The sequence below is a fragment of the Pseudooceanicola nanhaiensis DSM 18065 genome (assembly GCF_000688295.1).
GTDB classification, from domain to species: Bacteria; Pseudomonadota; Alphaproteobacteria; order Rhodobacterales; family Rhodobacteraceae; genus Pseudooceanicola; species Pseudooceanicola nanhaiensis.
Map to the genome: position 1 here is coordinate 627,821 of NZ_JHZF01000013.1, position 13,498 is coordinate 641,318.

Genomic DNA, 13,498 nt, shown 5'->3' on the forward strand with positions numbered 1-13,498 from the left:
CTCAGGCGGCCTGCATGCCCTGATCGGAGGTCAGGATCGCATAGATCGTGGCCGGATCGGCATTGGCGCGCAGCTTCTTGCAGATGCTGTCGTCCCGGAAGCTCCGGGACACCAGCGCCAATGCCTTGAGGTGTTCGACGCCCGCGTCCAGCGGGGCGAAGAGGGCGAAGACGAGGTCGACCGGCTGGCGGTCGACGGAATCGAAATCGACAGGTTTCTCAAGCAGGATGAACGCCCCGCGCACGTTGTCCAGACCATCCATGCGGGCATGGGGCAGGGCGACGCCGTGACCGACGCCGGTCGGGCCGAGGCTCTCGCGTTCCAGCAGAGCCTCGACCACGCGGGCCGAGTCCAGACCATAGGCGGCATGTGCCAGGTCGCCGAGATCGTGCAATAGGCGTTTCTTGCTCGAGGCTGCGCCAATGACCTTGACCGCCTCGGCCTTGAGAATTGCCGAAAGATTCATACTGTCCTGTCTCGCTTCGGCCTGCCGCCATCCCGCCCGGGGACGGCGCCCATACCCTTACGTTCGCGGGTCAATCCAGCCGATATTGCCATCCTCGCGGCGATACACGACGTTCAGCCCGTCTTTCCCTTCGTGGCGGAAGACTAACACAGGAGCCCCCGCCAGTTCCATCTGCATGACCGCCTCGCCGACCGACAGCGACGGAATCCGGGTCTGCATCTCAGCCACGATGATCGGCTGAAGGTCCTCGGTTTCCGATTCCCCCTCCTCCTGATCCGCGGCGAGGATATAAGAGGACGCTTCCAGATGTTCAACCGGGTCCGTCCGCTTGCTGTGGTGATCCTTCAGACGCCGCTTGTAGCGCCGCAGCTGCTTCTCCATCTTCTCGCTGCAACCCTCGAAAGCGGCGTAGATTTCCGTGGAATGGGCCTTGGCCTGCGCCGTCAGCCCGGTGCTCAGGTGCACCGTCGCTTCACAGACGTATTCGTGTGCGCTCTTGGAAAAGATGACGATCGCCTCGGTCGGGCGTTCGGCGTATTTCGCGATCGCTTCGTTAAGACCGTCCTTCACGTGGGTCTGAAGGGCATCGCCGATGTCGATTTGTTTTCCGGTGATCTGGTAGCGCATGTCGTCTCCTTCACGATAAGCATGAAGAGCCGCCGGTGCGCGAGAGCGCTCCGATCAGCTCTCCATACCGAGATAAGACCGTCCGTCCGCCAAGCAATTGCCGGGCCCGGGCTTTTCGCCCGGTCGGCGGCAAATGGCGTGAGACGCGACTGTCATTCCTCCATTTGAGGCGAGGTGCCGCCGTCCTGTCAATCGAATCCGGCAGGCGCGGTTACCCGCGCATCGCGGGCGCCGCCGCCGGTCAGGAGATGCGGAAGCTGTCGCCGAGGTAGACGCGACGCACGTTCTCGTTCTCGACCACGTCGGCGGGCGAGCCGGACATCAGAACCTTGCCGTCGTGCAGGATATAGGCGCGGTCCACGATCTCGAGCGTTTCGCGCACGTTGTGGTCGGTGATGAGCACGCCGATCCCGCGCTTCTTCAGATCCGCGACGAGGTGCCGGATGTCGGCGACCGAGATCGGGTCCACCCCGGCGAAGGGTTCGTCGAGCAGCAGGTACTTGGGATCCGCGGCAAGGCAGCGCGCGATCTCGACCCGGCGGCGTTCGCCGCCCGAAAGCGCCAGCGCGGGCGCGCGGCGCAGGTGTTCGATCGAGAAGTCCGAGAGCAGCTCCTCCAGCCGTTCGCGCCGCTTCAGCGGGTCGCTCTGGGCGATCTCGAGAATCGAGAGGATGTTGTCCTCGACGTTCATGCCGCGGAAGATCGACATCTCCTGCGGCAGGTAGCCGATGCCGAGCCGTGCGCGACGGTACATCGGCAGCCCCGTGACCTCGCGCCCGTCGATCAGCACGTGGCCGCCCTCGGGCACGACGAGGCCGGCGATGGAATAGAAGGTCGTCGTCTTGCCGCAGCCGTTCGGTCCCAGCAGGGCCACGACCTCGCCGCGCTCGAGCTCGATGGTCACGTCGCGTATGACCACCCGTTTGCGATAGCTCTTGCGGAGGTTGATGACCCGCAGTCCCGAGGACCCCTCGACCGCCGTCAGCCCCGGCGTGTCCGTCATTCGCTCTGGCCGCTCTGCAGCACGGTGCGGACGCGGCCCTCCATCTGCGCGGTGCCGGTCGCGAGGTTGATCGTCACCTTGTCCGAGCTGATCGTGTTCGGGCCCTGCACGATGGTCACGGCACCGCTCATCACGATGACCCGGTCCTGCACGCGGTAATCCGCGGTTTCGGATTCCGCCGCGTCCTCGCCGCTGACGATGGTCACGCCGCCCGAGGCCTCGAGCCTTTCGACGCCGCTCTGGTCCTCGGTGTATTCCACCAGCACCCGCGGGGCCGAGAGCTTCATGTCGCCCTGGACGATGCGGACATTGCCCGAGAATTCGGCCGTGCCGTCCTTCTGGTTGACCGACAGGCTGTCCGCATCGACCTCGACCGGCTTGTCGGAATTGTCGGAGCTGCCGAAGGCGAGGCTCGGGCCCTGGGCGAGGGTCTGGGCCGGAACGCAGACCAGCAGCGCAAGGCCGAAGGCGCGGATCGCGGTCGAAAAGGCGGTCGTCATGGTCAATCCTCGGAACGTTGCGGTTCGTATACCAGCTTCACCCCGTCGGTGAAAACCAATTGCACGTCATCGCCGCCGGCGCCCCCGGTGACCCGCATGCCCCCGGCGGTGAGCGTGCCTTCCGGGCCTGTGCTGCGCACCTCGCCGGGCGCCACCACCTCGAGCGTGTCCAGCGCGATGGTCAGCCGTCCCGTGCGGATCTCCTGACCCGTGCCGGTGGCCACCAGCACGTCGCCCGACAGGTCCGCCTGTCCCGCGCCCTGGTCGAACTGCGCGCTGTCGGCCCGCACCTGCATGGAGCCGCCGTCGGCGAAGCCGATCTTCGCCGCGACATCCATCGCCGTCACCCGCCCGGGATCGGCGGTGTCGGGGCGCACCTCGGCCGCGCTCACCTCGACCAGATCGCCCTTGTCGGTCGCGCCCGAGAGGCTCGGCCGGGTGATCTGCTGGCGACGGGCGCGGTCCTCGAGCTCGACCTGCGCGAAGGGCAGGTCGTCCGCCGGCTCGATCCGGCGCGACAGCAGGAAGAGCGTCGACAGGATGGCCAGCGCGGCCAGCGGCAGCCCGATCTTGAGCCAGCCGACGATGCGCGTATGCCGGTCGCGCCGCGCCATGTCAGCCAAGCCCGGCGCGCAGGCAGTCGTGGATGTGCAGCAGCCCGAGCGCCGCGCCGCCACCCTGCCGCCGGTCCACGACGAAGAGGCTGGTGATCCGCGCCTCGTTCATCACCGCCACCGCCTCCTGCGCCAGCGCATCCGGTCCGATGGTGCGCGGGTTCGCCGTCATCACCTCGGCGGCGCTGTGCGACAGGAGCCCCTCCATGTGCCGGCGGAGGTCGCCGTCGGTGATGATCCCGGCCAGCCGCCCGTCCGGGTCCGTCACGCCCGCGACGCCGAAGCCCTTGCGGGTGATCTCGAGCAGCACCTCGGGCATCCGCGCGGCGCCCGCGACCAGCGGCACCTGCTCCTGCCCGTGCATCAGGTCGCGCACGAGGCGCAGCTGCGCGCCCAGCTTGCCGCCCGGATGGAAGGCGCGGAAATGCTCGGCGGTGAACTGGCGCTGTTCCATCAGCGCCACCGCCAGCGCGTCGCCGAGCGCCAGGGTCATGGTGGTGGAAGATGTCGGCACGATGCCGGTCCCGCAGGCCTCCTCGGCCTTCGGCAGGACGATCTTCACCTCGGATTGCGCCATCAGGGTCGAGTCCGGGTTCCCCGCCACGCCGATCACCGGGATCCGGAAGCGCTTCGCATGCGCAAGGATGTCGGCCAGCTCCGGCGTCTCGCCCGAGTTCGACAGGATGAGCACGGCGTCGCCCGGGGCCACCATCCCGAGGTCGCCATGGCTCGCTTCGGCCGGATGGACGAATTGCGCGGGCGTGCCGGTCGAGGCCAGCGTCGCCGCGATCTTCCGCGCGACATGGCCCGACTTGCCCATGCCGCAGACGATGACCCGGCCCTTCACGGCGAGGATCGTCTCGACCGCCTCCGAGAAGCCGCCGTCCAGCGCCTCTTCCAGCCGTTTCAGCGCCGCCGCCTCGATCCCGATGACCCGGCGGGCGGTGGCGAGATACTGGGCGCGGTCGGACATGGCGGCCTCAGCTGTGCGCGAAGATGTCGGTTTCGGGCCAGCCCGCGAGGTCGAGTTTCGCGCGCGTCGGCAGGAAGTCGAAACAGGCCTGCGCCAGCTCGGTCCGGCCCTCGCGGGCAAGCCGGCGGTCGAGCTCCGTGCGCAGGCGGTGAAGGTAGAGCACGTCCGACGCCGCATAGTCCAGCTGCGCCTCGGTCAGCTCCTCGGCGCCCCAGTCGCTCGACTGCTGCTGTTTCGAGAGGTCGACGCCGATCAGCTCCTGCGTCAGGTTCTTCAGCCCGTGCCGGTCGGTGTAGGTCCGGATCAGCCGGGAGGCGATCTTGGTGCAATAGACCGGCGCCGCGAGCGCGCCGAAGGCGTGGTACATCGCTGCGATGTCGAACCGGCCGAAGTGGAAGAGCTTCAGGACGTCGGGATCCTCGAGCATCCGGGCGAGGTTCGGCGCCTCGGTCTGGCCCTTCTCCACCTGCACGATGTGGGAATGTCCGTCGCCGCCCGACATCTGCACGACGCAGAGCCGGTCGCGCATCGGGTTCAGGCCCATGGTCTCGCAGTCGATGGCCACGACCGGGCCGAGGTCGAGCCCGTCGGGCAGGTCGCGCTTGTAGAGATGGTTGGTCAAGGGTCGGTTCCGCTCGTTCAGGATTACCGTGGCATAGCCCGCCCGTCGCGGCCTTGCAACGCAGGCGCTCAGCCGTGTTCCTTTAGCAGCCGCTGCTTCTGGCGGTTCCAGTCGCGCTTGGCCTCGGTCTCGCGCTTGTCGGGGGCCTTCTTGCCCTTGGCGATGCCGATCTTCAGCTTTACCGTGCCCCGGTGGTTGAAGTAGAGCACCAGCGGCACGAGGGTCATCCCCTTGCGCTGCGTGTCCGACCACAGCCGCGCCAGTTCCTTGCGGTTCACGAGCAGCTTCCGCCGCCGCCGCTCCTCGTGGCCGAACATGGCCTGCTGGTAGGGGGCGATATAGGCGTTCACCAGCCAGAGCTCGCCGTCGTCCACCGTGGCGTAGCTCTCGGCGATGTTGGACTGGCCGGTGCGCAGGCTCTTCACCTCGGACCCCATGAGCACGATCCCGCATTCGAGGTCGTCCTCGATCGCGTAGTCGTAGCGGGCCCGCCGGTTCTCGGCGATGACCTTGTAATTGGGGTTCTCGGGTTTCTTGGCCATGGTCGGGCTCCATATAGGCATTCCCGGCCGCATGTCCATCTCGCGCTTGCGCACAGGCTGCGGAATTGGTTTCCGCTTGGCATGTGCGTTTCCCGGGCTACTCTGGCCGGCGAACACAGGAGGACCCCCATGACCAGCATGAAACGCATCGTGCTCGCCTCGCGCCCGGACGGCGCGCCCACCGACGACAACTTCCGCCTCGAAGAGGTGGACATGCCGGAACCCGGCGAGGGCGAGATCCTCGTCGAGACGGCCTACATGTCGCTCGACCCCTACATGCGGGGCCGGATGGACGACGTGAAGAGCTATTCCGCCCCGGTGCCCATCGGCGGCACGATGGAGGCGGGCGCCATCGGCCGCGTCCTCAAGTCGAACAGCCCCGACTTCAAGGAAGGTGATTACGCCGTCGGCCGCTTCGGCTGGGCCGATCACGGGGTGCAGCCCGCGACGCAGTGCTACAAGTGGGATCCGTCGATGGGCTCGCCCTCGCTGGCGCTCGGCGTGCTCGGGATGCCGGGCTTCACCGCATGGGCCGGGATGACGGCCTACGGCAAGCTGAAAGAGGGCGAGACGCTGGTCGTCGGCGCCGCCACGGGCCCCGTGGGCTCCATGGTGGGCCAGCTGGCCAGGCAGGCGGGGTGCCGCGTCGTCGGCGTCGCCGGCGGCGAGGAGAAGTGCCGGATGGCGGTCGAGACCTTCGGCTTCGACGCCTGCATCGATCACCGCGGCAAGGATGCCAGGGCGATGCGCGAGGCGCTGAAGGCGGAATGCCCGGACGGGATCGACGTCTATTTCGAAAACGTCGGCGGCCCGACCCTGGGCGGGGTGCTGCCGCTGATGAACCTCCACGGCCGGATCATCGTCTGCGGCATGATCGCGTGGTACAACGGCGCGGAGGACGAGACCTCGGCCTTCCCGACCGGCAAGCTCTGGCGGATGATCCTCGTCAACCGGCTCACGATCCAGGGCCTGCTGCAGACCGATCACGTGAAGCGGATGCCCGAGTTCTTCAAGGAGGTCGGTCCCAAGGTCGCGGCGGGCGAGATCGCCTATGTCGAGGACGTGGCGGAGGGACTCGAGAACGCGCCGAAGGCCTTCATGTCGCTGCTGAAGGGCGGCAACACCGGCAAGATGGTCGTCAAGATCCACGGCTGAGCCTTGCGGAGCGGCCCCCTCGGGGGCCGCACACGATGCCTTGCGATTTGCGGGGCAAATCGCGGTCCGGCGCGCGCGGGGAGGGAGCGGCGATCCGGACAATGTCCGGCGCTGGCTTGCAGCCTTGAACGGATGCGGCGCCCTTGGCAGGCAGATCCGCGCCCTGCTTTCCTCTGGTCCCTGTATCCCGGGGGGAGTCGGCCGAAGGCCGACGGGGGGCTGGCCCCCCGCCGCCCTGTCCGTCAGCGCCGTCCTTCGCGGAGCCAGGCGCCGAGGATCAGGCCCGCGGCGAGCAGCAGCACCAGCCAGGGCGGCAGCAGCGGCATCAGCGTGACGTCCTGCGTCACATAGGCCTCGCGCGGGGTGAGGCCGATCCAGCCGCGGCCCGCCGCGGGGCGGCCGGCGCGCGTGTCGCGGATCGAGGGCAGCCCGTCCGAGAGGGTCATCACGCCGCCGCGCAGCCCGTCGATCACCGGCTGCAGCGTCTCGCCGCTCGCGATGGTCGCCTCGAATTCCCGCGGCGCGGCGGGCCCGAGCCCGATCACCGCCGTCTGCTCGCCGTTCTCGAGCCGGTAGAGGCCGATCTCGGGGCCGCGCCAGATCGTCTCGAACCGGCCCGGCGTGACCTCCTCCAGCTCGAGCTCCACGGTCTCGCCGGAGGGCGTGGTGACCGTCACCGGCGGCACCGTCTCGTCGAGGGTGCGGCGGATGATGCGCATGGTCTGGCCCGAGGGTTCGGCCCAGAGCGCCTCTTCCTCGAGTTCCGGCTCCTTCATCATCCAGTGCGCGAGCCGGCGCAGCAATTCCAGCTGCGGGCCGCCGCCCTCGTAGCCGCGGCTCCAGAGCCAGGCATGGTCAGAGGCGAGCAGCGCGACGCGGCCTTCGCCGACCCGGTCGAGGATCAGCAGCGGGCGGTCCTCCACCCCGGACATGACGACCTCGCCCTCGCCCTCCACCGGCGTGACGTCGATCTGCCGCATCCAGCGGCCCCAGTCGCCGTCCCATTCGTTGATCAGCCCGGCGGTGACCGGGTGGCGGCGGCCGAGCGCGGTCACCTGGGGGCGGTAGCCCTGTTCGATCACCCGGGCCGTGGGGCGGGCGGGCATGATCTCTCCGAGCGGAGAGCGGAAGAGGGAATCGGCCGAGGCGAAGTCGGGCCCCGCGGCGACGAGCACGGCGCCGCCGTTCTCGACGTAGTTCCGGACGTTGTCGAGGTAGAGCGACGGCAGGATCCCGCGGCGCTTGTAGCGGTCGAAGATGATCAGGTCGAAATCGTCGATCTTCTCGAGGAAGAGCTCCCGCGTCGGGAAGGCGATGAGCGACAGCTCCGAGACCGGCACGCCGTCCTGCTTCGAGGGCGGGCGCAGGATGGTGAAATGCACGAGATCGACGGAGCTGTCCGATTTCAGCAGGTTGCGCCATGTCCGGCCGCCCGCGTGGGGCTCGCCCGAAACCAGCAGCACCCGCAGCCGGTCGCGCACGCCGTTCATCTGGACGAGCGCGGAATTGTTGCGGTCGGTCAGCTCGCCCTCGGCCCCCGGCACCGAGAACTGGATCACGTTGCGCCCGCCGTGGGGCAGGGTGACGGGCAGGTCGATGTCCTGCCCGATCGGCACGTCGAAGCGCTGCGGCTCGCCCCCGTCGATCGAGATGTCGAGCGGCGCCTCTGTCGCGCCCTCGGGCGCCGCGCCCATGTCCTCGACCCGGATGGTCAGCGTCACCGGCTCTCCGAGAATGGCGAAGGCCGGGGCGTTCCTGATGACGAGGCGGCGGTCCCAATCCTCGGGTTCGCCGGTCAGCAGCAGATGCATCGGGGCGGAGAGGTCGGGCGCGCGGTCGACATCGTGCAGCCGCCCGTCCGAGACGATGATCGTGCCGGCGACGCGGGCCTGCGGCTCCTCGGCCAGCGCCTCGGAGACGGCGGTCATCAGCTCGGTCCCGGCATTGTCGGCGCCGTCGGGGACGGTGACGCGCCGCACCTCGGTGTTCGGGCGGGCGGCGAGGCGGGACTCCAGCGCCTGGACCGCGGCGTCCGTCTGGGCGGGGCGGTCGGCGAGCGCCTGGCTGGCCGAGCGGTCGTCGACCAGCAGCACGATGTCGGTGAGCGGCGCGCGGTCCTCCTGCCGGAAGACCGGTCCCGCCAGGGCCCCGAGCACCACGAGGGCGGCCAGCCCGCGCAGCGCCCAGCCCGCCAGCCCGCGCCAGAGGGCGAGCAGGATGCCCAGAACGGCGAGCGCCGCGAGGGCCGCCAGAAGCGGCAGCGGAAGGAGGGGATCGAAGACGATCGTGCCGGTCATTGCCCGAGCCTGTCGAGAAGCGCAGGCACGTGGACCTGGTCGGATTTGTAATTGCCGGTGAGCACGTGCATCACCAGGTTCACCCCGAAGCGATAGGCGATCTCGCGCTGGCGCTCACCCGAGAAGCCGCGGCCGACGGGGACCAGCGGAGAGCCGCGGTCGTCCACCGCCCAGGCCGAGGCCCAGTCGTTGCCGCCGATCACCACCGGCGTGACGTTGTCGTTGAGGTTGCGGAAGGGCATGCCCTCGATCAGCTCGGCATCGGCGGGCGCGGCCTCGACCCAGACCTCGCCGCCGGTGTGGCGGCCGGGGAAGTCCTGCAGCAGGTAGAAGGTGCGGGTCAGCACGTGGTCCGAGGGTACGGGTTCCAGCGCCGGCACGTCCAGCGGCGCGGCCAGCTCCTGCAGCTTGCGACCGTTGGGCGAGGCGGCGCCGAAGCGGGCGATGTCCGCGTCGCGCGTGTCGAACAGGATCATGCCGCCCGTCCGCAGGTAATCGTTCAGCTTGGCATAGGCCGCGTCCGAGGGGGTCGGCTGGTCGGGGGTGATGGGCCAGTAGAGGAAGGGGAAGAACGACAGCTCGTCGGTCTCGAGGTCCACCGCCATCGGCTCCGCCGGCTCGACCGAGGTGCGGAAGAAGAGCGTTTCGGACAGGCCCTTGAGCCCCGCCTGCGCCATGTCGTCGAGCTGCCGGTCGCCGGTGACCACGTGGGCGAGCACGACCTCGGAGGTGGCGGCAAGGGCGAGGGCCGCGTCGCGGTCATCCGGCGCCTGCGCGCGGGACGGGCCCGGCTGGAGCACGAGCGCCGCGGCGAGAAGGGCGGCGGAGGCGGTGGCGGTGCGCCCGGTCAGCCGGCCCGACAGCGCCAGCGTCGCGAGGATGTCGGCCACCAGCATCACCAGCGCCGCGCCGAGCAGCCAGCCGCCGAGCGGCAGCGCCCGGGTGCGTTCGAGCCCGACGACCGGGACGGAGGCGGGCCAGCTGGCCGGGGTCAGCACGGTGTCGGGGGTCAGCACGTTGCGCGCGATGCGGCGATCCTCTCCTTCGTAGAGCCCGGGCTGCATGTCGGGGCCGAGCGGCTCGGTCAGAAGCGCCTGGCCGTCGACGCCGGGCAGGGTGCCCGCGGGTTCGAGCGTGCCGCTGGCGGTCAGCAGGCTGACCGGGCGCCAGGTCGTGCCCTTCAGGTCGGCAGGCTCCGGCAGGGTATGGGCCGACGAGATCGCGAGGCGCTCGAGCATCTGCACGAACAGGCCCGAGAGCGGCAGGCTGGACCATTCCGCATTGGCCGAGACGTGGAACAGCACCACCTGTCCGTCGCCGACCCGCTTGCGCGTCACCAGCGGCGTGCCGTCCGAGAGCCGGGCGATCACGCGGTCCGCGAGGGTCGGGTCGGGCTGGGCCATGACCTGCGAGGAAATCGTCACGTCGGGGGGCACGGGCAGGCCCGCGAAGGGGCTGTCCTGGTCGAAGGGCGCCAGGGTCTTGGGCTCGCCCCAGGACATCGCGCCGCCGACGTTGCGGCCGCCGGCCCGCAGGCGGACGGGCATCAGCGGGTCCTCGGCCTCGCGGCTGACGTCGCTGGCGGCCAGGCGGGGACCGGCGAAGCGCAGCAGCATGCCACCCTTTTCGACCCATTCGGTCAGCCCCTGCGTCTCGCCGTCCGAAAGGCGGGCCACGTCGGCCAGCACGATCACGTCGGGGTTTGCGGGCAGGATGTCGGTCAGCGCGCCGTCCAGCAGGTCGGCATTGGGCGCGAGGGCGCGTTCGAGGTAATGCAGCGGCGACAGCAGTTCGAGCCCCTCGCGGTTCTCGCGGCCGGCGATCAGCGCGATCTCGCGGCGGCGCAGGCTGTCGTCGGTGAGGCTGACGGCGCCCGCGTTGCGGCTTCCCGCGATGTCGAAATGGGTGACGCGGGCGCGCAGCTCGGCGGGCAGGTCCATCTCTCCGGTGGCCGTGCCTTCGCCGGCCGGGAAGGTCAGCGTCGTGGTGTCGAGGATGCGCATCGCGCCGGAAGGGTCGCGGCCGTGCGCGTTCACGCGGACCTCGCGTTCCGATCCGGTGACCGCGCGCAGGGCAGAGAGCTGGACGGCGCCCTCGGCAAAGCTCACGGGGGCCAGGCCCATCACCGGCGCGCCGCCCTCGTAGATCGTCACGGCGCCGCGGTTCTGGAGCGCGGTCAGCAGGCGCGCGCGGCTGTCGCGGGCCAGGCCGTCGGAGAACCAGTAGGTCTCGAACTCCTCGTCCGGAAGGCCGTCGATGAAGGCGCCCACGGTTTCGGGCTCCGGCTCCCAGGCGCGCGGGGCCATCCCGGGCAGGCGCGTGCGCCACGCGTCGGCGGACTGGAAGACCGGCGGCTCGGGCGTGGTCAGCCGGACCATCGCGGCGGTGCGGCCCTGGCGCGCGGCCTCGGCCAGCAGGCCGTCGATCGTGTCCTCGCGCGTGGGCCAGTCCTGCGCCTCGGCCCAGCTTCCGTCGGTCAGGATCAGGAGCGGACCACGGCCCGAACTCTCCGCCTCGGCCTCGGGGTTCAGGACGGGGCCGGCGAGGCCGACGATCAGCGCGGCCACGGCCAGCATCCGCAGCAGGAGCAGCCACCACGGCGTGCGGTCGGTCACGCTCTCGTCGTCCGTCAGCCCCAGCAGGAGCGCGACGCCCGGGAAGCGGCGGCGGATCGGTGCGGGCGGCACGGCGCGCAGCAGGATCCACAGCAGCGGCAGCGCGAGCAGCGTCAGCAGCAGCCAGGGGGCGGTGAAACCGATGGGACCCAGGATCATGCGCCGGTCCCCCGGTCGAGGGCGCGGTAGATCCACAGGAGCGCCGATTGCGCCGAGGCATCCGTGTGGTGGGTCTGGAACTGCCAGCCGGAGCGTTGGCAGAGCTGTTGCAGCTCGGCCTTCCGGGCGGCCAGCCGGTCGCGGTAGCGGTCGCGCAGCTCACCGGCCTTGAGCGTCTCGTGGCGGAGCGCGCCGGTCATGCTCTCGAAGATGGTGCGGCCGTGAAAGGGGAAGGCTTCCTCGCTGGGGTCAAGCACCTGCAGCAGGACGCCCCGGATGCCGCGGTCGGCGGCCTTGGCCAGGGCCGTCTTCACCTCTGTCACGTCGCCGAGGAAATCCGACACGAAGACCGCGCGGGCGTTCGGGATCATCGCGCGGTGTTCCGGCACGCCGTAATCCCCGCTGTCCTCGCGCGAGAAGAACTCGGCCAGCCGCAGGATCTGATCGTTCCCCCGCCGCGGCGGCAGCAGCGTGCCGGTCAGCCCGACGCGTTCACCGCCGCGCACCAGCAGGATGGCGGTCGCCAGCGCAATCAGCCGCGCGCGCTCGCCCTTCTCGGGCAGGCTCTTGCCTGAGGTGAAGCGCATCGAGGCCGCCTGGTCGACCCAGAGCATCACGCTCTGCGCGATCTGCCATTCCCGTTCGCGGACGAAGCGTTCGTCGCCCCGGGCCGAACGGCGCCAGTCGATCATCCGCCGCGGATCGCCCGGCTGGACCGGGCGGTACTGCCAGAAATCGTCACCCATGCCGGCGCGCCTGCGACCGTGATCGCCCAGAAGGACGGTCCCGGCGAGGTGCTCCGCGCGGGCGAGCAGGGGGGGAAGCCGGGCGGCCTCTCCCTCGGCCCGGCCGCGAAGGGCGACGGGATCGCTCACGCCGCGGCCTCGGTCCGGGTGATGGTCGCGGCGGTCTGGTCGATGAGGGCGGGCAGGCTGTCGCCGCGGGCACGGGCGGCGAAGTTCAGCGCCATGCGGTGCTGGAGCACGGGGCGGGCCATGGCCACCACGTCCTCGACCGAGGGCGCGAGCCGGCCCTGCAGCATCGCGCGGGCCCGGACGGTCATCATCAGCGCCTGCGCGGCACGGGGTCCGGGGCCCCAGTTCACCGTGTCCCGCACCAGCTGCGACGCGTCGGGCTCGTCCGGGCGGCAGGCGCGCACGAGGTCGAGGATCGTCTCGACCACCGTTTCGCCCACGGGCATCCGGCGGAGCAGTTTCTGGGCGCGGATCAGCTCGTCCGCGGTGAAGACGGCATGCGCCTCTCCTTCCTCGACGCCGGTGGTGGCGGTGAGGATGTTCCGCTCCGTCTCGCGATCCGGATAGGCGACGTCGATCTGCACGAGGAACCGGTCGAGCTGCGCCTCGGGCAGCGGATAGGTCCCTTCCTGTTCGATCGGGTTCTGGGTGGCCAGCACGTGGAACGGCGCGCCGAGCGACCGGTTCTCGCCTGCGACGGTCACGACCCGTTCCTGCATCGCCTGCAGCAGCGCCGACTGGGTCCGCGGCGAGGCGCGGTTGATCTCGTCCGCCATCAGGAGCTGGCAGAAGATCGGGCCCTGCAGGAAGCGGAAGGCGCGGGTCCCGTCCGCCGCCGTCTCCAGCACCTCTGAGCCGAGGATGTCGGCGGGCATCAGGTCGGGCGTGAACTGCACCCGGTTGCCGCTGAGGCCCATCACCGTCGACAGCGTCTCGACCAGGCGGGTCTTGCCGAGGCCCGGCAGGCCGATCAGCAGCCCGTGGCCGCCGCAGAGCAGCGCCGAGAGCGTCAGGTCCACGACCTGTTCCTGCCCGATGAACCGCTTGGTGATCGAGGCCTTCGCCTCGGCCAGCTTGGCCTCGAGCGCTTCGATCTCGGCGACCAGGTCCTCTTCGTTCAGGCTTTCGGGGGATTCGGTCATGGCAAATTCCTGCACGGGACTATTTGAT

13 protein-coding genes are annotated in these 13,498 nt (G+C 70.1%); 1 reads left to right on the forward strand and 12 read right to left on the reverse strand.

The window, feature by feature from the left end:
* Position 1: 1 nt before the first annotated feature.
* The 8 genes from Q344_RS0113035 to smpB all read right to left on the reverse strand — a co-directional run bounded on the left by Q344_RS0113035 (position 2) and on the right by smpB (position 5,347).
* The gene (locus Q344_RS0113035; protein WP_028287111.1) at positions 2-466 is read right to left on the reverse strand and encodes a PTS sugar transporter subunit IIA; all 465 of its coding nucleotides are present in this window, start codon (positions 464-466) and stop codon (positions 2-4) included.
* A gap of 57 nt (positions 467-523) precedes the next feature.
* On the reverse strand, positions 524-1,093 hold the full coding sequence (gene hpf / locus Q344_RS0113040) for a ribosome hibernation-promoting factor, HPF/YfiA family (protein ID WP_028287112.1): 570 nt from the start codon (positions 1,091-1,093) through the stop codon (positions 524-526).
* Positions 1,094-1,334: 241 nt separating this feature from the next.
* Entirely contained in the window at positions 1,335-2,096 is a 762-nt protein-coding gene (gene lptB, locus Q344_RS0113045; RefSeq protein ID WP_028287113.1) for an LPS export ABC transporter ATP-binding protein, read from the reverse strand.
* A complete protein-coding gene (gene lptA / locus Q344_RS0113050; RefSeq protein ID WP_036539201.1) occupies positions 2,093-2,596 on the reverse strand; it encodes a lipopolysaccharide transport periplasmic protein LptA in 504 nt (167 codons plus the stop codon). The genes lptB and lptA overlap by 4 nt, the downstream gene beginning before the upstream one ends.
* 2 nt (positions 2,597-2,598) lie before the next feature.
* Positions 2,599-3,210 (reverse strand): LPS export ABC transporter periplasmic protein LptC, encoded by a 612-nt coding sequence (lptC, locus tag Q344_RS0113055; protein WP_028287115.1) that lies wholly within the window; start codon positions 3,208-3,210, stop codon positions 2,599-2,601.
* Position 3,211: 1 nt separating this feature from the next.
* The gene (locus Q344_RS0113060) at positions 3,212-4,183 is read right to left on the reverse strand and encodes a KpsF/GutQ family sugar-phosphate isomerase (RefSeq protein ID WP_028287116.1); all 972 of its coding nucleotides are present in this window, start codon (positions 4,181-4,183) and stop codon (positions 3,212-3,214) included.
* Positions 4,184-4,190: 7 nt separating this feature from the next.
* A complete protein-coding gene (locus Q344_RS0113065) occupies positions 4,191-4,805 on the reverse strand; it encodes a ribonuclease D (RefSeq protein WP_028287117.1) in 615 nt (204 codons plus the stop codon).
* A 68-nt stretch (positions 4,806-4,873) separates the two neighbouring features.
* On the reverse strand, positions 4,874-5,347 hold the full coding sequence (smpB, locus tag Q344_RS0113070) for an SsrA-binding protein SmpB (protein ID WP_028287118.1): 474 nt from the start codon (positions 5,345-5,347) through the stop codon (positions 4,874-4,876).
* A gap of 138 nt (positions 5,348-5,485) precedes the next feature.
* Here smpB and Q344_RS0113075 point away from each other — a divergent pair, with 138 nt between their 5' ends.
* Complete coding sequence (locus Q344_RS0113075; RefSeq protein WP_084178467.1) at positions 5,486-6,502, forward strand: NADP-dependent oxidoreductase; 1,017 nt, start codon at positions 5,486-5,488, stop codon at positions 6,500-6,502.
* A 242-nt stretch (positions 6,503-6,744) separates the two neighbouring features.
* Here Q344_RS0113075 and Q344_RS0113080 read toward each other — a convergent pair whose 3' ends face one another.
* From Q344_RS0113080 to Q344_RS0113095, 4 genes are read right to left on the reverse strand one after another with little or no spacing between them, the layout of a single operon-like run.
* On the reverse strand, positions 6,745-8,799 hold the full coding sequence (locus Q344_RS0113080) for a membrane protein (RefSeq protein ID WP_028287120.1): 2,055 nt from the start codon (positions 8,797-8,799) through the stop codon (positions 6,745-6,747).
* The gene (locus Q344_RS0113085; protein ID WP_028287121.1) at positions 8,796-11,573 is read right to left on the reverse strand and encodes a DUF4159 domain-containing protein; all 2,778 of its coding nucleotides are present in this window, start codon (positions 11,571-11,573) and stop codon (positions 8,796-8,798) included. The genes Q344_RS0113080 and Q344_RS0113085 overlap by 4 nt, the downstream gene beginning before the upstream one ends.
* The gene (locus Q344_RS0113090; RefSeq protein WP_028287122.1) at positions 11,570-12,448 is read right to left on the reverse strand and encodes a DUF58 domain-containing protein; all 879 of its coding nucleotides are present in this window, start codon (positions 12,446-12,448) and stop codon (positions 11,570-11,572) included. The genes Q344_RS0113085 and Q344_RS0113090 overlap by 4 nt, the downstream gene beginning before the upstream one ends.
* Positions 12,445-13,470, reverse strand: coding sequence for an AAA family ATPase (locus Q344_RS0113095; RefSeq protein ID WP_188781521.1), 1,026 nt, complete (start codon positions 13,468-13,470; stop codon positions 12,445-12,447). Before Q344_RS0113095 ends, Q344_RS0113090 begins: the two co-directional genes overlap by 4 nt.
* Positions 13,471-13,498: the final 28 nt, after the last annotated feature.